The 22,138-nt window shown below is 46.6% G+C and carries 11 protein-coding genes; 2 read left to right on the top strand and 9 right to left on the bottom strand.

Annotation, left to right across the window (positions count from 1 at the left end; genetic code table 11):
- Positions 1–14: 14 nt before the first annotated feature.
- Positions 15–4,058 (bottom strand): hybrid sensor histidine kinase/response regulator transcription factor, encoded by a 4,044-nt coding sequence (locus OCV81_RS00825; RefSeq protein WP_148327771.1) that lies wholly within the window; start codon positions 4,056–4,058, stop codon positions 15–17.
- A 205-nt stretch (positions 4,059–4,263) separates the two neighbouring features.
- Here OCV81_RS00825 and OCV81_RS00820 point away from each other — a divergent pair, with 205 nt between their 5' ends.
- Positions 4,264–6,810 (top strand): DUF4962 domain-containing protein, encoded by a 2,547-nt coding sequence (locus OCV81_RS00820; RefSeq protein WP_148327769.1) that lies wholly within the window; start codon positions 4,264–4,266, stop codon positions 6,808–6,810.
- A 22-nt stretch (positions 6,811–6,832) separates the two neighbouring features.
- A complete protein-coding gene (locus OCV81_RS00815) occupies positions 6,833–8,245 on the top strand; it encodes an alpha-L-fucosidase (protein WP_148327768.1) in 1,413 nt (470 codons plus the stop codon).
- Positions 8,246–8,411: 166 nt separating this feature from the next.
- Here OCV81_RS00815 and OCV81_RS00810 read toward each other — a convergent pair whose 3' ends face one another.
- From OCV81_RS00810 to OCV81_RS00775, 8 genes are all read right to left on the bottom strand, one after another.
- A complete protein-coding gene (locus tag OCV81_RS00810; RefSeq protein WP_449581877.1) occupies positions 8,412–10,967 on the bottom strand; it encodes a DUF4962 domain-containing protein in 2,556 nt (851 codons plus the stop codon).
- A gap of 116 nt (positions 10,968–11,083) precedes the next feature.
- Complete coding sequence (locus OCV81_RS00805; RefSeq protein ID WP_148327767.1) at positions 11,084–12,691, bottom strand: DUF6562 domain-containing protein; 1,608 nt, start codon at positions 12,689–12,691, stop codon at positions 11,084–11,086.
- Positions 12,692–12,735: 44 nt separating this feature from the next.
- Entirely contained in the window at positions 12,736–13,755 is a 1,020-nt protein-coding gene (locus OCV81_RS00800) for a DUF6562 domain-containing protein (protein ID WP_148327766.1), read from the bottom strand.
- Positions 13,756–13,776: 21 nt separating this feature from the next.
- The gene (locus tag OCV81_RS00795) at positions 13,777–14,523 is read right to left on the bottom strand and encodes a DUF3575 domain-containing protein (RefSeq protein WP_258362020.1); all 747 of its coding nucleotides are present in this window, start codon (positions 14,521–14,523) and stop codon (positions 13,777–13,779) included.
- A gap of 13 nt (positions 14,524–14,536) precedes the next feature.
- Positions 14,537–15,910: a sulfatase family protein gene (locus tag OCV81_RS00790; RefSeq protein ID WP_148327765.1), complete on the bottom strand. Its 1,374-nt coding sequence runs from the start codon at positions 15,908–15,910 to the stop codon at positions 14,537–14,539.
- Between the two features lie 6 nt (positions 15,911–15,916).
- Positions 15,917–17,599, bottom strand: a complete 1,683-nt coding sequence (locus tag OCV81_RS00785; protein ID WP_148327764.1) for a RagB/SusD family nutrient uptake outer membrane protein — start codon at positions 17,597–17,599, stop codon at positions 15,917–15,919.
- A gap of 11 nt (positions 17,600–17,610) precedes the next feature.
- Positions 17,611–20,772: a SusC/RagA family TonB-linked outer membrane protein gene (locus OCV81_RS00780; RefSeq protein WP_148327763.1), complete on the bottom strand. Its 3,162-nt coding sequence runs from the start codon at positions 20,770–20,772 to the stop codon at positions 17,611–17,613.
- 83 nt (positions 20,773–20,855) lie between these two features.
- A complete protein-coding gene (locus OCV81_RS00775; RefSeq protein ID WP_022054397.1) occupies positions 20,856–22,124 on the bottom strand; it encodes a DUF4995 domain-containing protein in 1,269 nt (422 codons plus the stop codon).
- Positions 22,125–22,138 lie beyond the last annotated feature (14 nt).

Below are 22,138 nucleotides of genomic sequence, written 5' to 3'. Positions count from 1 at the left end.
GTGGGGCTACATTTTTATTCTCCCGTCTTCACATACTCAGACGGAAGACAACCCATATACTTCTTGAAGCTCGTTGCAAAATAAGACGGCGTATTGAAACCTACCATTTCACTGATTTCCGTCACGTTGTAACGCCCTTCCTTCAACAGCTTACAAGCTTCTCCAAAGCGAATTTTCCGAATAAAATCCATTGTGCTTTCTCCGGTTACAGCCTTCATTTTCAAGTGTAGGGTCGAGCGTGACATATTCATTTCACTGGCAAAAGCATTGGCAGAGAAAGAGATATCATCTAGGTGACGCTTCACAGCCTCCATCGCCTTGCGCAAGAACTCTTCATCCAAAGGATTCAATGCCACCTTTTCCGGTTCAATCTCCATGGATTTCGAATAATGTTCCACGGCCTGCCGGTATGTACGGAGCAGGTTACGGACCTTGGCAACCACCATTTCCAGCAAGAAAGGCTTCGGTATGTAATCATCCGCACCTGTCTGCAAACCTTCCAACTGGTCTTTCACATCCGATTTGGCAGAAAGCATGATGAGAGGGATATGACAATACTTCAAGTTTCGCTTCACCTGTCTGCACAACTTTATTCCATCCATCACTGGCATCATGACATCCGAAAGAATCAGATTAACTTCCTCATTTTCTTCCAATATTTCCAATGCTTCCTTCCCGTTATTGGCCCGCAATACCCGGAAATACGCAGAGAGTCCTTCAGATAAATATGCCTGAATGTCGGTATTATCCTCCACCAGCAACACACACGACTTCTTCCCTTCCTCCACTTCTTCCGGTTCCACTGATTCTCCGGTCTCTATCCTATCCCCCCCGGCATCCATCAGATACATCTCCGATGTATTTGTTGAGTAATGGTAAGTTTCCGAACCTTCCTGAGCCACGTTCTCTATCTCTTCCGATGCATAAGCCGTTTCCAAAGCAGGCAATACAATAGAAAAGACACATCCTTCGCCCGGTTTGCTCTCCAGTTCAATCGTACCGTGATGCAATTCTACCAGACGCTTCACCAGCGACAGACCGATTCCACTACCTACATGTTCCTGATCCACCTGATAAAAACGTTCGAAAATCAGCCGTTGTTTTTCTACCGGAATGCCCGCTCCTGTATCCTGCACTTCCAGCAGAAGATTTCCTGATGTTTCACGGGCCCGAAGCACGATACAATCACCGGCAGAAGTGTATTTGAAGGCATTCGACAGCAAATTATTCAAAATCAATTCAATGTATTTTTCATCACACCACACGTCTCTCCCTTCCAAATCCGAATCCAGCCGATAATCTATCTGTTTGGATTCTGCCAGTCCGGTATATACCTGATATATGTTCTGAAGCACCGCATGCAACATAATCTTTTTTACCTTCAGACGAAAGACTCCCAGTTCAGCCCGGCGGTAATCCATCAGTTGATTGACCAGGTGCAGCAGCCGATTGGCACTGTCACTGACATATTTCAGCTTCGACAAGATTTTCTTGTCTGTGATTCTTCCTATCACCTCCTGCAGCGGAGCTACAATAAGAGTCAGCGGAGTACGCAGCTCGTGCGATATATTGATAAAAAAGCGAAGCTTCATTTCATTCACCTCCTTCATCCGTTCTTTGTCAAGACGTTCCATCTCCAACTGCACCCTCATGCTTTTACGAATCCATAAATAGCGGAAAATCAATGCTACGACTCCTAAGAACAATAATACGAAACACAGTCTCGCCCACCAGGTGGCATACCATGCCGGTAATACCACAATCCGAAGCTGAGTAGGTACCTCATTCCATAAACCATCCCGATTGGCCACCTTCACCATAAAGCAATAATCGCCCGGAGGAAGATTGGAATAAGAAACCCCGCGGTTCATGTGGTCGGTATATATCCACTCCTCTTCATATCCCTCCAGCCGGTAAGCAAACTTGTTGTGCATGCCCGAAATATAATCGGCCACCGAGAACTGCAATGAAAAAGTAGACTGTCCGGCAGGTAATTCAATCTGTTTCGTTTCGCTGATGTGGCGTGACAGAATTCCCGTAACATCTCCCGGACGAACCTGCCGGTTCAACACAGACAGTTCCGTAATCACCACCGAAGGGATATAAGGATTTTCCGGGAACACAGCCGGATTAAACACGGTAATCCCGTTCACTCCTCCAAAATACATCTGCCCGTCTTTCCCTTTGCAATAGGCATAAGACGTAAACTGATTGCTTTGAATGCCGTCAATATCCGTAAAATTACGGAACTCGCCGGAAGACGGAGAGTAGCATGACAACCCGCGCTCCGTACTGAACCATAGATGATCTTCCGCATCCTCCAGTATACCGTGTACTACATTATCCGGAAGTCCCTGATTTACGGAAAGATGACGCAGTTCTTTCTTCTGTTCATTGAAACAATAAACCCCGTTACGGGTTCCTATCCAGAAGATTCCGTCCGTTCCCTCATGAATTACATTGACCGAGGTATATTCCAACCCTTTGCCCACCGGTAAAGTCAGACAAACCGACAATACATCACCTTTCCGTTCATACACACGTACCCCTTCCTGCGTACCAATCCATATACGGCTGCGCGAATCACGAAACAAAGTGATAATGCGCTTCTCCAGCAACCTGCCGTCTGAAAATGACAGCCGGCGGAATTTACCCGTGCCGGGAACAAAAGCCACCATACTTCCGGTTACAGCTCCTAAAAGCAGCTCTCCGTCTGGTTCTGGAAGAATGCCATAAAAACCTCTTCCCGTCTGCAAGCCTTCCTCCGGCAAAAAGCTAAGGATACGCCCCGTCTTCAAGTCAAGCACATTCAGTCCACCCGAAGCGTGAGCTCCCACATACACCCTCTTCGCTTGCTCATCTACATAAATCACCTTGATGTCGTTCGACAGCAGTCCGTCTGCCACCGTATAAGAAGTAAACCATTCTTTCCCGAGGTCATACCGGTTTAATCCCCCATTGTTCGTTCCAATCCAGATATTCCGTTCATCATCCTCCACGATACAGCTCACCACATTATCATTCAGTGAATTATGATAAGGCACGTTCCGAATGTTATGAAAACGCTGACGAAGCGGATGGTAATAGTTCAGCCCACCAAAATAGGTTCCTATCCACATACCTCCCTGCGTATCCTTATACAGGCTCCGGACAGAGGTCTGCGACAAGCTTCCCTCTTTCATCGGGTTACTGTCATACACCACGAAACGGTCTGTTTTTTCGTCGTACACATTCAGTGAAGTCAATGTCCCCACCCACAGATTTCCTGACATATCCAGAGCCAGCGAACGAATGTAATTGGAGCTCAGTCCCCCTCGTCCGTCCTTGTATTTCCTACATTCTCCTGTCACCGGATTCAGGCAGTACAGTCCCTCTCCTTCCGTGCCTACCCACAAGCGGTTATCCTTTTCCTTCAGAATTGCCAGTATGAGTGACAAACTGTAGTCTCCCGTGAGAAGAGTACGCACCACTTCTTCTTTCAATGAATAGACAAACAAGCCCTGGTAAGAGCCTATATATACTTCATCCCCGTATCTGGCCAATGTTCTGGGACTTATTTTCTGTAATTCTGTCGGAATCTGCGTGCTGTTAAACACGCCGCTGCGACTGTCAAAATGCATCAGTCCGGCATCTGTAGCCACCAGCAAATTCCCTTCCTCCAGGCAAGCCACATCCAGCACCTGCTGTTTCTTCCCCTCGCACACACAAAAATAATTATAGAAGATATCCAGTTCAGGATTATATAAAGACAGTCCGGCTCCCGTTCCAATCCATATTTTTCCAGACTCATCCAAAGCCAAGGAACGGATGACATCACTGGCAATGCTCGACGTATCGGCATCGTTGTGATGATAAACCGTAAAATCGTAACCGTCATAACGGTTTAATCCGTTATGAGTTGCAATCCACATGTTTTCCCGCTTATCCTGAATAATGTCTACCACCGTACTTTGAGAAAGCCCCTGCTCCAGTCCGATGTGGAAGAAGTTGATTCTATCTGCAGCCCTCAGTCCGGCCATCGTCAGCAAAAAAACAATCAAGGAAATAATGACTCTCATAGTTTTACTTCTTATATTTACAGATACAAAAATAAGCGTTTCGCTCATCCCGAAAGGTCATTTCTGTGGAATATATTATCAAATCTGTCTCATTTTCCATGAAAAACACGGATTTGGTATATTTTAAAACAGAAACGAAAGTCCGTACACTTAGGTAGAAGCTATTTTTGCAAACACATCTAAAACCTAAACAGTAGTTATCAAAATGAAAAAACACTCTTTACTTATTCATGGAATGGCATTTATCCTATGCCTCTCCATCTTGTACGGACCGGATAAAATCCAGGCACAAAAAACATCTCTTGTGCGAGTGCATGAGAATGTGCGCGAGACTCCTTATCCGCAGAAAGAGCATCAGGTGTACATAAACCCTACTCCCCTGCTTGTTCCCAAAAGCATGAAAACGGAGGCAGTGATACAATTTGAGTTAAGTAATGACTCTACTTTTCCTGCCGGAAAAACAATGACAGACACTCCGAAGCCGTGGCTGATGTTCAACCCTCACCGCATACTGGAAAAAGGTACCTGGTACTGGCGGGTTCGCTCCGTGACTGACAAGGGAGAGAAAAAAGCATGGAGTACAGTCTGGAAGTTCCAGATAAGCGGAGAAGAACCTCAGTTTGTGACACCTTCTTTCCAGGCTTTTTTCCAAAACCTGCCTAAGGGGTATCCGCGCTTATATTGCTTTTTAGAGAAGGACCTGAAAACGGCTCCTCAGCGAATCGCGTCACATCCCGAATACAAAGACATGACAAGCCGTGCGGCCACTGCCATGAAATCAAATTTCGATACTGACCCCAATGTGTATCGCTACATCCGCAAATATAATCCATACGTCGCATGGCTTCAGACTGCCTGGCTGCTAACTCGCGACACACAATACGCACAGAAGATGGTATCCTACACCCGCCATCTGCTCCGTACAAAACCCGACAAGACACTATGGAAGGATGACTTCTATTCCGGCGAGCTGATTGAAAGCCTGCTGTATGCGTACGATTCCTGTCATGACATGTTTACTCCACAGGAACTTCGGCAGATGGAACAAATGATTTTCGAAGTAGCCAAAGGCCATCACATGGTACAGCGTTCTGGCAATGAAGAGACGCACATCTTCAACAACCACTACTGGCAGCACTGCTTCCGTCAGATGCTGCAAATTGGCCTGATGTTTGCCGACCGGAATGAAACGGCACGCGAAATGCTGGAATACTGCTATGAAGTATGGACAGCACGTGCTCCGGCATCGGGCTTCAACCGCGACGGAGAATGGCATAACGGCACAGGATACTTCACTGCAAATACGCATACATTGTATTATGTACCCAGCTTGTTCTCTTACCTCACAGGCACAGACTTCTTGAAACACCCGTGGTATCAGAATGCCGGAAAAGCCTTACTCTACACTTTCCCTGTAGGCACCATGAGTGCCGGATTCGGCGACGGGAACGAACGCCAGCCGGTACCCGACCGCCAGCGCCTGGCCTTTGCCGATTTTCTGGCCCGTGAGACAGGCAATCCGTATGCAGCCTGGTACGTCAACCACTGCCAAAGAGACCTGAGAAGAGACTTTGAGCTCCGTCTCTACCGCATGGCGCGTAGTGAAAAGATTTATTCCGACAACAAGCAATTGCCCGAAGACCGAGGCAATGCCCTCTGGCTGGAAGACATTGGAGAAGTAGTGGCCCATTCTGCCCTTCAGAATACCAACCGGAATCTTTTCCTGAGCTTCCGTTCCAGCCCCTTCGGTTCGGGAAGCCATACCCTGGCCGACCAGAACAGCTTCAACCTGCACTTCAGAGGAGTACCGGTGTACCGTTCCACAGGTTACTACCTGAATTTCAGCGATGCACATAACCTGATGTCCTATCGTCACACACGGGCGCACAATAGTATCCTTGTGGACGGTATCGGACAGCCCTTTACCACACGTGCCTACGGAAAAATCACCCGCATGCTGAACGGTGAGACCATCACCTATGCAGTAGGCGATGCTTCGAATGCGTACTGCGGTGTCAGCGAATACCCCATGTGGATAGAAAACTTCAAGAAAGCCGGCATTACCCAGACACCTGAAAACGGATTCGGCGAAACTCCGCTGACCAAATACCGTCGACACATCTTCCTGCTGCATCCGGACATCGTACTGATTTATGATGAACTGGAGGCATCCCGTCCGGTACGTTGGGACTGGCTGCTGCATAGTCCCGTACAATTCCAGATTGACGGAAAAAATGCCACACTCACCACGCGTTATGAGCAGAAACAATTCTCTTCCGTGGCACAACTGTTCAGCAATCAGCCGTGCGAAATCACACAGACCGACCAGTTTGTGTGCCCGCCCGACCCGAAAAAGATGAAAAAAGGGCAGGAAAGCAAATATGTCAACCAATGGCATCTCACGGCTACCTTCCAGCCAAGTGCCGCCAACCGCATCCTGACTGTGATTCGCATTCTTCCTGACGGACAGAAAATGTCGGAACTTATCCGAAAAGGAAACACCTTCACCTGTGGCCGATGGAAAATCCAGGCAGAACTGGACCCGACACAACCGGCTTCACTTCAGGTTGTCAATACCCGCAACAATGCCACATTCAGTCTGGGAAATGACGACGTACAGATTGGAGGTACCACCTACAAACGGCTGGAAAAAGGTTCTTCCGTATTATACGATAAGATTGACGGAGAATGGCTCGTACATGAAATGTCAGACTATGAACCTCAATTTACAGGTGCAGGACCTGCCAAATAACAAATACTAATAGATTTTATTTATGAAAAGATTCAACCTAATCACCGGAACCGTAATGGCATTAGCCATTACGACCGGAACAGTACAGGCACAACAGTTCGTAGACAAAAAACAAACAGATGTGCATGTAATGTCTAAGACCTATACCTGGCCTCAAGACCAGGCAGTACTGCAAAAGCTGGACCAATGGCAGGATTTGAAATTCGGGGTATTGTTCCACTGGGGACTATATTCGGTAAAAGGTATCAACGAATCATGGCCGCTATGCTCTGAAGAACGATTCTTGAAACGCCGCAAATCCATTCAGCCTCAAATGAATTATGAAGAATTCAAGCAATGGTACTGGGGACAGATCAATAATTTTAACCCCACAGAATTTAACCCCGAAGAATGGGCCGACATAATGAAAGACGCAGGGATGAAATATGTAGTATTTACCACCAAACACCACGATGGATTCTGCATGTTCGACACTCAAACCACTTCGTTTTCAATTGCTCATGGTCCTTTTAGCAATAACCCCAAGAAAGATGTGGCCTACCATGTGTTTGATGCCTTCCGCAAAAAAGACTTTATGATAGGAGCCTATTTTTCCAAGCCGGACTGGCATTGTGAATATTATTGGAATCCGGACATGGCAACCCCAGACAGAAACGTAAATTATCAAATAAAACTGCATAAAGAATGGTGGAGGAAATTCCAGGAATATACAGCCAGACAAATAGACGAACTGACAACCCGCTATGGCCAAATAGATATTTTATGGCTGGACGGAGGCCAGGTACGTCCTGACAACGGACAAGACATCCACCTGGACCGGATTATTGACAAGGCACGCCAGAAACAGCCTGGTATGCTTGCAGTAGACCGCACAGTGCCCGGACGCAACGAAAACTATGCGACCCCTGAAATGAGAATCCCTTCCACACAACTGAACTATCCTTGGGAAAGCAATCTACAATTAGCTAACGGATGGGGATGGAGAAAAAACAGTATATATAAATCTCCACAAACCATTATCAATAACCTGATTGAGATAACCGCAAAAGGGGGAGCACTTCTGCTGGGAGTAGGCCCCACTCCACAAGGTACCATAGAAGAAAAGGCCGCCATCTGTCTCCGACAGGTAGGAGAATGGCTGAAAAGTTATGGAAAGGCAATCTATGCAACCAGAATCACTCCTCACTATAACGACGGAAATGTATGGTTTACGACTTCCAAAGACCACAAGACGCTGTATGCGCTGTATGCACTTCCCGAAGGAGAAACACTGCCTTCCACCATTACCTGGAAAGGCAATGAACCCAAAGGAGCCATACGCCTCATAAAAGGAAATCGTAAAGTAAAGCATACCTGCAAAAACGGAATAATAACCGTAGAATTACCCAAAGAATTAAAAAATGAACCGATAGCCTTCTATTATAACAGAAAATAAAAAGCTTTATCTGCCTAAATAGAAAACATATAAAAAAGAAGATTTGACCCTATAAAAACCTGTCGAATCTTCTTTTTTTGCAATCAGCTGAATAATAATAGTTTATACTTTCTCATTTCATTATTTCAAAACGCACTTGCGTTTTGTTTGAAACGTACTTGCGTTTTCAGAAGGCGGCTCCGGAGCGACTTGAAACCGGTGTGCAATCAGTCATCTCGCTCACCGTAAACTCCCCGTCCACCTCATCATAAAGCAACGAAGAATTACGATACTGACGATAATAAGGCTTTCCTCCAAGCCACGGACTGGAGGAACCGTAACTATAGACCGCTCCACATTCCGTATTCGTCACACACAGATTTTCCGGCTTTTCGGAAGACAAATTAACCTCTATTTTCCAAGGACCACAAAGAAGGCAGTCACCCTCCTGCGTTATTGGCTGAACAGATTTTGCATCCGGCTTTACCTGTACCAGTGTCAAAAGGCGACACTTTGCCTGCCCTGGCACAGAAACCGTCAAATGCCACTGATTCGGATACTGCGGGTCATTGGGTACAGAGGTAGGAGGAACCGCAAAAAGATCAGTTTGTGACACTTCACAAGGATGCTCACAAAACATCGCAGCCACAGCTACTCCTCCATCTTGCAAATGCGACGTAAACTGTTTCTGTGAGTCTGTCCATTCGAACGCCGTCGGGCTATGCAGCAACCAGTCCCATCGTACCGGGCGGGATGCCTCCAGCTCATCATAAATCAGCACGATGTCCGGATAGAGCATGATCATCTGACGACGATATTTGGTCAGCGGAGTTTCGCCGAATCCGTTTTCAGGTGTCTGCTCAATACCGGCTTTCTGAAAACTTTCTATCCACATAGGGTCCTCACTGATGCCGCAATATGCATGCGATGCATCCCCCAGACAATAACCGATATGTTCTCCTCCGGCTGCACGCAGCAGCATGCCGTATCCTTCGGTAGAAAAAGGCTGTCCGATGCCATCTACAAGAATGCTGTTGTGTGCCCTTGTATGACGATAAGACATCAGGTTATGTGCATCGCTAAAATTCAGATAATATCCTGTGTGATAATATACCTCCTTCCCTCCATACAGCAGGTTAAAACTGTTCTGGTCGGCCAGCGTATGACTTCCCGAGCCGAACGTACTCGAACGGAAAGCAAGACTGAGATTATTTTCCGTCGACGCCAGGTTACTGTGCATCACCACCTCACCGATGTCCTTATACCATTTCAGTTTCGGGGCAGAAGCAGGAAAGTCTGTCGCATACGTAGCCGGATTTACCATGCGATACAAGCGCAGTTCCACATCCTGCACGAGGTCTTTCTGACATTCTCCGGCATACCATCCGGCATACGCATCGCCCGTTTCGCGAGCCAGAAAATCAGCAAAAGCAGCACGCAGTCTTCCTGGTTCCTCTCTCTTCTCACTGCCATCTCCAAATCCGGCACTTTTCGAAGAAGGCGGCCAGCTATAAACCATCGACTGCCCGGCTTGCTGATACCAGGGATGTTGCAGAAAGTCGGCACGCGACACATACGAAAGTAACATGGGCATATAAAACAACGTACGGACATTCGCCTCAAAATATCCCGTTCCGTTAATCCAAGCTCCATCGCGATTGAATCCGGAAGCCGGAGCACGGGCTGTCCATAACTCATAATAGTACGTCAACATACGTAAAGCCTGTGCGGCATACTCACTCTTGTCATACAGGCAAAAAGCAATCTGAAACAATACACGCATATTCTGCTGCCAGAAATGGTTGTCGAAAATATGATTTTCCTGCATGCCGCAATAAGCGTCAAAATAATACGTGGCCACCCGCCACAGCTGTTCTTCAACCCGACTGCGTACATCCGTTCCCAACTTGTCATACAACATGTCATAGGGAGCCAGGAAACTATAGGCAATGTCCGTAGAAGCAAAATTCCCAGCAAACAATTCCGTATCCGTGAAAGGATGCTCCAGCAGCACATTCAGGATTTCTTCCATCTTCTGCGCATAGTTTCCACGCTGAGTCAGATGAAAGGCCTGATAAAGATATTCCACATTGGCTGCCACCGTTTCCATGTGGGAGGCGCTATACGGTGCAATCAACGACTCATAATCGGCTTGCAAGGCATTCTCCGCGCGATTTTTCAGTGCCTGATATTCTTCGTGGGATGTCACGTGGCGACGAGCCTCATCTATCTTCGGATCGAGAAAACAATACAACCGAGGATGACGCAGAGGAAGTCCCTGACGAAAATCCTCAAATGCAGGAGTCACAAAAACTGGCGTTTTCTCCTTTACCTCAAATTCAATGGGTTCACTCCATGCTTCTTCTTTCCCATCTTCAGACACATTCCGGTAACGCCAGAACCAGCGTCCCGGAGCAAGTTTCACATGAGGATTGAACATGCACCATTCCTGTTGTTCTGAAAGTTGCGTAGATGCTTCGGGAAAACCGGCATCCTGCGACAATGCAAACCGAAGGAAAGCACCTGTTTTCAGTGACTGAGGCACAATCAATGGAGGCGGATTCAAATATAACTCATTGGAAAGTTTGGGATAAGGCTGCGTACGTGTCTTGTCATGCCAAGCCTCGGGCATTTCAACTTCCTGGGCTTCTTCTGGTGAAGCAGCGGGTACCTCCTCATCTGCACAAGCATACCCTAACAGACAAAAGCATCCCAATGTCCAATATAAAAAATTCATCTTCATCATATCCTATAAAAATTCATTAAAAACAAAGAGTGCTTTCTCCTGTGCCGCCTGCCCAAAACAGAACACCACAACGAAAAAGCACTCCTGATAAATAATATTTATTTGAAGTGATACTATTTATTAAATATGGTAAGAACAGGACGGATGGCAAATGTAGAAGCCTTTTCATTTACATTTACTCCTAATGCTTTTGAGATAGTTTCCTTTCCATCTGCATAGCTTGTCTGTACAGCCATAATCTGGCCACCTGTATTTACAGAACTAGACATCACATTAGAGGCAGAAGTATGAGTTCCAAACCAGGACGATTTTCCTTCATTCATCAAATCAGCTAAACGTGATGCAAACTGTTCATTTTGAGCAACAACATCTATACCTTCTCCTCCAGCATATCCTAAAGTCATTCCCATTACATCCAATAACTGACGAGCCGATGGAATATACCAACCACTGACATTCGTTATTTCAGCCACTGAATTAGTTGTTTTCCATTCATTATATGCTGGCATCAACTCTGTTCCTAAACTAGCTGTTGCAGCCTCCAACTGTTGTGTATATACATATCCATTATAATCGTCTGCAGCCCATGGAGATGCGATTCCATAACTGATTAAGTCAAGTGGTGTCTCAGCTGTAGTCAAAGCAGCACGTTTCACACTGTTCAACCCCATGGCATACCCCCATATCTTCGTACCATCTGGTTGTCCGTAATTCGTTGCCACATCACCTCCTTTAGGACCTGCGGCAAACACAATGGCAATGGAATTTTCCGCACTATATATATCAGAGAAAGTACCGTCTTTCTGCATAAACTGGCCTACCTTAGGTGCATCAGGGTCATTAAACTCGTCATCAATATCTACATCCACATCTACATTGCCATCGCCCGATGCAAAATCGATATTTGCCGTAATATCGTAATTCTGAGTCAGCACCAGTGAGGCTGTTTTAATCATCACATCGTCCTCACCTACCGTCATCAGAATATCACCAGGCAACTTATTCACATTTGCAGGAGCGAATACATAATTATAGAACCAAATATCGTTATCTTTATCAGCTGGAGCTGATGCAGTCAGTTTGATTTCTTGATTGCTGCTTCCAGAAACCGTGTTATCTTTCACACTGAAACCTGAAGGTACAGTATAAGTCACGCTCAGTGGAGAAGTAGTCTGCACAGTTTCATGTTTCTGGTCTTTGAAAGAAAGTTTCACAAACGGACGCTTCAACACGGCATTGGGAGAACCTGCCAGACTCTTGCCAAAGAAGGCATCGCAAGCAGGATTATTGAACAAAGTGTTGTCTGAAACTTTATAGGTCACGTTGGTCAAATCGGCCGTATTATAATATTTGTCGGTATACTTACCATCCGACTCTGTTGTTCCATCCACATAGTCAGCCCAGAAAAGACAGGTATAATCTTCTTCTGCCGGAGTAAAGGTAAAACGGAACTTCTCGTTGACCATCGTCTCTCCGGCTACCTGCTCCATACGCACATCTGCTGCCGTATTATAATCTACTACCATAATACAACGAAGCTGATGGCCTTCGGGAGCTGCAGGCAAAGTACGTGATTCACTGCCTGACAACACTCCGGGGACTTCTACAGACACCGTTACCGGAGTACCGGTTACAGTTTCCACATCCGACATATCTTCCTGATTACATGACAACAACCCTAAGCTCAGGGCCATTGCCGAAAACAATAAACTCTTTTTCATGATAATAATATTAAGATTTTTATAAATAGCTTGTTTGAATCATTTTATTCTACCGGTAGCTCAACTTCCTGATTTCCATCAAATCCGGGATTGAACCCGACTCCATCCTCCGGACTTGTTGTCAGAAAATCAAACTGAATGTCTTTATTCTCTCCCTGGGTACACGACAGGCGGAAGCTGGAACTGGCAAGAAGTGTCCCTTTATCCGCATCTTCCACCAGTAAGGTGACCGGAACGGAAGTATTTCCTTCCGAATCAGCAAATACATAATCGAACATCAAAGGAAGTGACGTAGCTCCGTCTTTCGGCAGGGACACCGTACGACTATACTGCAAATATTTAAACGCGTGTTTGGTAATCCCATCCAAGGCATTAAAGCCTTTGGGTAAATAATCGTCGTATTTCAGCGTCAGACGAACTTGCGTCACTTCAGGATACTCCCGCAAAAACGCCATCACATCCGTGGCTGTCAGTTCATAGCGTGCTAGCGGACGTTCAGGAGTGACTTCCAATGGGAATTCTGCATTCCATTCGTCTTTATATCCCGTCAAATCAATCTCCTTACTGCTATAAAAAGCATCCTTATACTCCGTATTCCCTGTGTAACCCTCGCGACCAATGATGCTGGCAAGTCCTTCCGGACCGTCTATGTCGTAAAACGGTTCTTCTCCTTCCTGCACATAATCGGCCCACACCACCAGCTGGTAACGACGGGCATGCAAACGAAGACGCACCTCAGTCTGCAAGCGGCTGCTGGCAGAAAGGTCCTCATAAATCACCTCCTGCTGTACCAGCTGACGGTCTTCATACGCAGCTACCACAATGCGGTGACTATAGGCTGCTTCTTCATCCTCGGCACGCGCCAGCCGGCCTGTTTTCTGTGCAGCCAGACTTTTCAAGTCAATCAGAATCTTCGCTTTTACGGTCACAGATGTAGGGTCTACCCCCAGCTCACCATCTGCCGTCATTTCCGGATACTCCATCAGGCAACTGCTCATCAGTGCCGGAAAAGCCAGCAGCATTCCCCAGCGCAGGAGTTCTCTTTTCAGTCTATTCTTTTTCATGATATAATGCTTTTTCAGTGCTTAAAAACGGTAAACTAACGATGCCCCCACGCGAGTCACTCCCCAATAGTTATAGGTTCCGGCATCAAACTTTGCCCCATTGTCAATGTTATAAAAACGGTCGTACTTCATATTGACATAGCCGGCCCCGATGAGGAACTCCGCACCCCAATGCTCATCGAACGAAAGTGAATACCCGTAGGTAAGTCCGGCTCCGAGCAACGGACGGCCTGCCACCTGATAACGGTCTTCGTTCCATTTCACGTTGAAAGCTCCTACATGTGCATGCACGCCTACGAAATGACCTTCACCCACACCCTTCATCCACCAGCGGGCTTCCGGCTGGAAGAGAACGAGACGCACACCGTGCTCCCGCTCAATGTCCCAAAGGCTGAAATCCAGCGGCAACTCTAACGACACATGCTTGTGCAGCTTTACCTCGGCCGCAATGTTTGCAATGGCACCGGCCCAGTACACTGCATTGGTCTTTATCGCCACATAGCGTGAAGAAGAAGACACCTTCTTAACAGATTTCTTGTCAGACTTCTTAGCCTGCGGCTTCTGCTTGTCCGCCTTCTTTGCGGCAGGCTGTTCTGCCTTGGGCTGGATTTTCAGACGGGTTTTTGTGCCTTTCGGTTTGTGAGGTACCTGCCACACCTCTGTGCTGTTTTCTGTTTCCTCTACAAGCGCCGAGGAGTTTGCCGATGCCGTTCCTGCCAAGAGAGACAAGTAAAGCATCGCACCGGCCATAATGTATTTCCTTCTCATGATATTAATTTTTTCAGTTTTTACCTTTTGGAATATATCTTAAATAAGGCAACCCTCCTTTTACCGGATGCTTTTTCATCCATTCTTCCAACATCCGGCGGTATTGCTCGAGCACCGGCGTGTACTTCTCCTCTACGGCAAGGTTGCGCATCTCGCCACGGTCGGACGTCATGTCGAAGAGCTGCTCACGGTAAAGCCCCATATTGTAGAGCACGTATTTGTAGTTTCCGCTGCGCACCATCCATCCCATGGTTCCTCCTCCGTTCTCGCTGAAGTCCGTTTCGGTAACCACATACGACTGTCCTTCAACCGACGCATCGCCTTTTTCCACTATCGGACGGATGTTCACCCCCTGACGTCCGGCAGGCACTTCCACTCCTGCCCAGTCGCACAGGCTCGGCATCAGGTCCACTCCGTTGTTCACCAGCTGAGGAAGCACCTTTCCGGCGTGCTTGCCTTCGGGCAGGCAGACGATGAAAGGCACGTTGACCACTTCTTCGTAAAGCACCGACTTCTGGTTCCACTGGTGTGCGCCCTGCCCGTCGCCATGGTCGCTGGTGAAAATAATCACCGTGTTCTTCCACAAGTTCTGACGGTCTATTTCGTCGACAATCTTTCCAATTTCGGCATCCACAGCCTCCACAAGGCGGAAGTATGCGTTTCGGTAACGCCGCCAGTCGTCGGGCGTATAGCTCCGCGTGGGATGCAGACGATATTTCAACGACTTCTCGTAGGCAACAGCATCCGCGTCATAGGGAGCGACATAAAAGTTGTCCGGCAAGTTCGGGCAATCCTCAATGCTTTCCGGCTCGTCAATTGTGGCAAAAGGAAGCGGCTGCTTCCGCGCATATTCGCAAATGTTATGCGGATTGTCGAACGAAGCCACCAGGAAGAAAGGCTTGTCATGCTTCCGTTGGAGGAACTTCACGCAGGCTTCCGCCAGCCCGTAGTCGTTATGCTCATACAAGCGCTCGAAACCAAAGGCATGCGCTGATGGAAGCGAATTGGTATGTACGTGCCACTTTCCTCCGTAAGCACAAGTATATCCACCTTCATTCATTACATCCCCCAAAGTCTCCGTCCGCAACGAATCGGGAAGCGGAGTACCGTTGGCTGTCAGTCCGACCTCACCCGGCATATACCCCGTAAACATAGAGGCACGCGAAGGGCCGCTCAAAGGCAGCGAACAATAAGCATTTTCAAACCGCACCCCCATAGCGGCCAGACGATCCATATTGGGCGTATGCAGGTCGGCATTACCTGCACAGCTCATGGCGTTGGCCGACTGCTGGTCGGTCATGATATAAATGATGTTCGGACGATGCTGACGCGCCCATGCTGCGAAAGGAACCATCGCCCCACAAATAAAAAGCAATCTATAATTCATAGCAACTTAGTAATTAGGGTTATTCTTATTTTCCAGACAATAATTCACCTGTATTTCATCCAGTGGAATGGGGAAAAGCTCATGTTTGCCAGACACAAAGTTGTATCCGGCCAAAAAAGATTTTTCCGCAGACTGATTGACCACCGTTTTTGAAGCCATCAACTGTAAGGCATCTCCCAGTACTCCCCAGCGCAACAAATCAAATCTGCGCTGTAATTCGAAAGCCAGCTCAAAGCCCCTTTCCCAATAAAGTGCAGTACGAAAACGTCCGGCCTCATCTCCATCCTCTATGAAAGGAAGATCGTATACCTTCGGCGACTTCATCAGGGAAGCATAGTTAGCAGAAGTTATCTCCGTTGCTCCGGCACGCTGACGTACCCGATTAAGCAACTTCCAGGCCTGTGCAGTTTCTCCCGTTTCGTTATAAGCCTCTGCCGCCATCAGTACCACATCGGCATAACGCAGGCTGCAATAATTGACATCGGTAATATTAGGGTCTTTGTATCCCAAAGGCATCCATTCCCTCCGCCATTTGCCAGGATACCAGTTTTTCTTATTCCTGATATTATCTTTCTTCACATGGTTGTAAAGAGTTTTATCCCAATCATACTGATACGTACAAATCATTACATCCCGACGTACATCCGATTCCTCAAAGAAGTCTCTCCATTCCGGAATTACGCGAAACAAGGCATTGGCACGCCCCATAAACTTGTCCGTTTCCGTAGCCTCTATTCCTGGAGCTGCGACCAACGGACCGTTGTACGTTCCCCAATATCCCCTTGCTCCCGTACGACCATCTACCGTATAAAAGGCCACTTCAAAGATACTCTCCTTCGAATGAAGTTCTCCAGCTGAAAACGACTTGAACAATGCCTCATAACCTCCCTCATAGAAATCATGGTAACCGTTTTCCTGGAAAGCCTCCCATTCATCTATCACCTTTGCAAAATAAGTCTGCCGTAATTCTTCTTCCGGACGAGTCATTGTACCGTCCATCTGCAAGGAATATCCGGCACGCTGAAGCAATACCCGCATCAGCAAAGCACGGGCTGCGCCTTGAGTGGCACGTTCTGGCGAAGAGGTCTCATTGGCCCAGCTCATATTTTCTTTGGCATCGTCCAGATCGTCCACAATCTGATCATAAATCACCTCACGCGAAGTACGGGGCTGATAAGCTTCCTCATAACTTCCGGTCGATGTAGTCTTATAAGGTACATCTCCCCAATACTTTACCAGATTAAATGAAAGAAACGCACGGAGAAATTTTGCCTCTGCCACCAGTGATTGCAGTTTCTCGTTTTCTGCAAAACCTTGCATCTTCTGAATACCTTCTATCATGTAGTTGGCACGTTCAATTCCCTGATAAGTGGCCTGCCAAACAGCTTCCACGTACTTATTGGTTGTAGACAACATATAATGCGCAATGTCGCGTCGAGCGTTATCCGTATTGGTACCCGATGCGTAATACGTGTCGTCTGAAGCACCAAAAGCCATCTCACTGTCGCCATACAAGGTGGGCAATACATTATAAATGCCGATGACTCCCATCTCGGCTTTCGCCTCGCTGGTGAAAAAATCTTCTTTTTCATAATAGGAATCAGGATGCTCCGTCAACGTATCCTGACAGGCTGTCATCCAAAGAAGCGTTCCCACTCCCATCAAAAATATCTTCAAACTCTTTATCATGGCTTCATTAATTATAAGGTTAAATTCAATCCGAACACAAACGAACGGCTACGTGGATATGCACCAAAATCAACTCCGGGAGTCAGGTTATTTCCCTTGGTAGACACTTCCGGATCAAAACCGCTGTAAGGAGTCCAGATAAACAGGTTACTGCCGGTAAAATATAGTCTCAGTTTACTGATTCCCCATGGTTTTATCCACTTCCGAGGAAATGTATATCCCAAAGTAAGGTTACTCAATCGCAAGAATGAAGCATCTTCTACAGCCCAGGAATGCACATAATAATCACCGTTCTCCAGGTCGGCTACCGAAGCAACCGTCTTACCGGAATTCAGTTTCGCCAACACATCCGGATCTGTCACCTCATTTCCATCAGAATCGATGGTCATCCAACGGTTGGAACTATTGGCCACATCCAGTACGTTCTTATTGGTTGAACCCGCCAACGTATTACTCAGTTTTGTAGCATTCAGCACTTCAGCTCCATAACTGAAAGTAAAGAAGACACTTAAATCGAAATTCCGATATGAGAAACTATTGTTCAATCCTCCATAGAAATCGGGATTGGCATTTCCAATCACCGTACGGTCATTGTCGTTTATAATGCCGTTTCCATCTACATCCTCAAACTTCCAGTAACCGGGTTGTACCCCTTCACGATAAGGCACATTCTCTTTCAGCGTATAGGTCTGAGTGGAAGCATCATAATTAAAGTCATCCACCTGATACAAACCAATGGTCTTAAAGCCATAGAACTGTCCGACAGGACGACCTACCTCAATCTTATGGGTGTTCTGATTGAATCCGAACTGTGCTTCTTCCAGAAAATAATCTTCACCTGACAAAGCCTCAATGCGGTTCTTATTATACGACAAATTGAAGTCTGTGGACCAGGTAAAATTCTTTCGCTGAATATTTACCGAAGAAATGGTCAGGTCCATACCGATATTTCGGGTCTTTCCTACGTTACGCAACATAGTCGTATAACCGGAAGAAGACGGAACTTTGGAGTTCAGCAGCAAATGAGAACTTTTGTTCAGATAGAATTCCGGAGAAATAATGAGACGTTGCCCCCAGAAGCCCATATCCAATCCCACGTTCAATGTTTTGTTTGACTCCCATTGCAGTTCTACACTTGGTATACCCGAAGGTGCATAACCAGGCGATACGGTTTCTCCGCTTGGATAGCTGGCCGACTTCAGAAGATTCAAGGAAGCATAACTCGCAATACGGTTATTTCCGGCCAATCCGTAGCCGGCACGCAACTTCAAATCAGAAAACAAATTCAGTTTCTTGATAAACTCTTCTTCGCTCAACCGCCAGGCAGCCGATACGGAAGGAAAGAATCCCCATTTATGATTGGCACTAAATTTAGAAGAGCCATCGGCACGTATGGTAGCTGTCAGCAAATAACGCTCCCCCCAATTGTAGTTCAGACGAGAAAAAAATGAGATTAACTTATCATCATAATTCACGTTGGAAGTAATTGAACCCGGAGTACCCAGGCTCATGTCATCCAGTCCGATGTCATTATTGGGAAAGTTCGTGGCTGAAGAGACAACCCAGCGTGTCCAGCGTGACACCCATTCCTGTCCCCACATGGCCGTAAATTTCTGTTTTTTTGTCTTATATTCATAATTCAGCACATTGGATGTCTGAAAACTTCCATTCTCCGAGTACTGAATGCTCCCGTTAATACTGGAACGCTTGGCAGTTGAAGACAGTTCTCCATAAAAACGGTCACGGCGCAGAATCTGGTAACGTGTACCTATGGTACTTCTGAAAAACCAGCGTTTCCCAAGCCGATAGTTTAATCCACCATTCAACTGAAAGGTACGTGTCATACGGTCATCCTGCTCCTGCTGGGCAGAAATCAAAGGATTCTGCATCGGATTCGACTCATCATCCACGTACAACGGATCTTCTCCTTGCAGCAACTCTTCTTCCGTTCCATTAATTCCTGCCACAGGACGCGACTGAAGAATCTGCTCCATCTTATTGAATCTGGCATTTCCTTCGGAAGTTCCCATGCCATATACCTTGGACTGCGTAAAATTTACCCTGGCATTCACCGACAGTCGCTTGTTTCCTTTATGAGACAAATTCAAAGATACATTATGTTTTTCATCTCCACTATACACCATGGCACCCAGGTTCTTAAAATACGCATAGCCCAGGCTGTAACTCGTATTCTTATTTCCTCCGGAGATGTTGACGCGGTAATTCTGGCTGGTAGTAGTCCGTCCGAGCACTTCCTCCTGCCAGTCTATCCCTCGCTCCGCATAGTTCTCCTGAATTTCCCGAAAAGAGCCATACACATTCTGAAAACGTGTGACTCCTTCTTCTCCATTCAGATACAGGTTTCGCTCATAATCCAGTGTCACAAACTCTTCGGAGGAAAGCACCGGAAGCTTACGGGCAATCTTGGCAAAACCAATATACGAGTCAAAGCTGACAGACAGCCTGGAATCTTCCTTCCCTCCGTTCTTCGTAGTAATCACCACGACTCCATTAGCTCCACGGGCACCATAGATGGCCGTCGCCGAAGCATCCTTCAAAATATCAATGGATTCAATCTCACCTGGATCCAGCTCTGCCATTCCATCTTCACTAGGGAAACCATCAATGACATACAAAGGTTCATTACTCTGGGTAATGGAGATACCACCACGCACACGGATGGAAATGGAGGAACCGGGACCTCCTTCTGACTGGGTAACCTGTACACCGGCCACCCGTCCCGCCAAAGCCTGTGTAACATCCGAAGTCGGCGTTTTCATCAAGTCATCACTTTTTACCGAAACAACCGAGCCGGTCAAGTCACTCCGCTTGGAGGTGCCATATCCGATTACAACCACCTCATCCAGCACTTTGTTATCCTGCTTTAACTGCACATCAATCTTCGTCCTTCCCTTGATCGGTATATCCTGTGAAGCCATACCAATGTAAGAGAATTGCAACACGTCTTTTGCTCCCGCACGAATAGAATATGTGCCATCCAGGCTGGTAATCGTACCTACCGAGGCGTTGCCCTTCACACGAATATTGGCACCGATAACCTCCAGGCCTTCTTCATCCACTACCTTTCCTGTAATGGTCAATGTTTGCGCGAGAAGCATAGCATGTCCCAGACAAAGCAAAAGAAAACTAACAACTATTCTTATATTTCTCATAATACTTAAATTTCAGTTATGATCATCACCACAAAAGTAGGTTGTTTACCCCAATATCGGTTTTAAATCCGTTTTATCTTCTTTCAAAAAGGTTTATTTTTTAAGTCCAGATAGCGTTTCAGGGCCTCCAGATAATAATAATCTGCATAATTCAACGGAGTATCTATTTCCGAACCGTGTGGAAGAGAGCCTACGGAATGCATCAGTATAAAACCTCCGTTTGTTCCTTTTTGGGCCAGATAAGCCGGACCAGAAAGATTCTTCAATATAGTTTCGGCGTAATTAAAATAAACCTCACCATTGGGTACGAACGTACTAAGCTCCAGGAAAGCCGAGGCTATCACGGCAGCAGCCGAAGCATCACGAGGAGTATCTGCTTTCACCGGTGCATCAAAGTCCCAATAACAAATCAGGTCGGGAGCTGTATTGCGTTTTCTAATCATATCGGCCACATGTACTGCTTCTTGCAAGAATAAAGTATCTCCTGTTTCACGGAAACAGGCAGTATAGCCATACACAGCCCATCCTTGTCCTCTGGCCCAGGCAGATTCATCGTTTTTTCCCTGGTGTGTCTGACGCTTTTCCACCGTACCGTCAGCATTATAACTCACCACATGATAGGAAGTATAATCCGGACGAAAATGATGTTTCATTGTCGTACGGGCATGCTGTATGGCCACCTGACGATAACGCATATCACCGGTTAGCTTGCTGACATGAAAAAGCAAATCCAGATTCATCATGTTGTCAATGATGACGGGATAATTCCATGTACCGAAATCCCAGGAACGAATACAGCCAATCTGTACATTAAAACGTGAACACAGATTATCGGCGGTTTCTGACAATACGGATATGATAGAATCATTCGGAGCCAATCGTAAAGCATTTCCGTAACTGCAATTCATCATAAAACCTATGTCATGATTGTCTCTGTATTTACGGACTGGATAAAGCCGGTTGGTATAACGGATGGCTTCTTCCTTCAAGCGTTCATTCCCGGTAAGTTCATAAGCATACCAAAGGCTGCCGGGAAAGAAACCGCTTGTCCAGTCATATATATCACAACTACGAAGCGTTCCCAGCTTTTCTTTTGCCGGATTAGGCCATAAGGAATCGGCAAAGGTAGCAGATTCGCGTTCCAGCTGTTCTTCCAGAAAATCGACTGTATAACCTGTCCACAAAGAGCGGGGCATTTTGACAGAATCTTTCATTTCTTCCGCTGTCAGATTCAGCTGGTAAGAGGCTACATCGAGTGCTTTTTCTATCCAGGCCTCTCTCTTCGTAGAAGGTTGACACGAAGTAAAAACCACACCCGCCAGTACAAATGATAAAAATGTCGTTGTTCTCATGATATTATGTATCT

The organism is Phocaeicola fibrisolvens (assembly GCF_025567125.1).
Lineage (GTDB): Bacteria > Bacteroidota > Bacteroidia > Bacteroidales > Bacteroidaceae > Phocaeicola > Phocaeicola fibrisolvens.
Note: the sequence above shows the minus strand (reverse complement) of the source record. Positions and strands in the feature narration are given on the sequence as shown.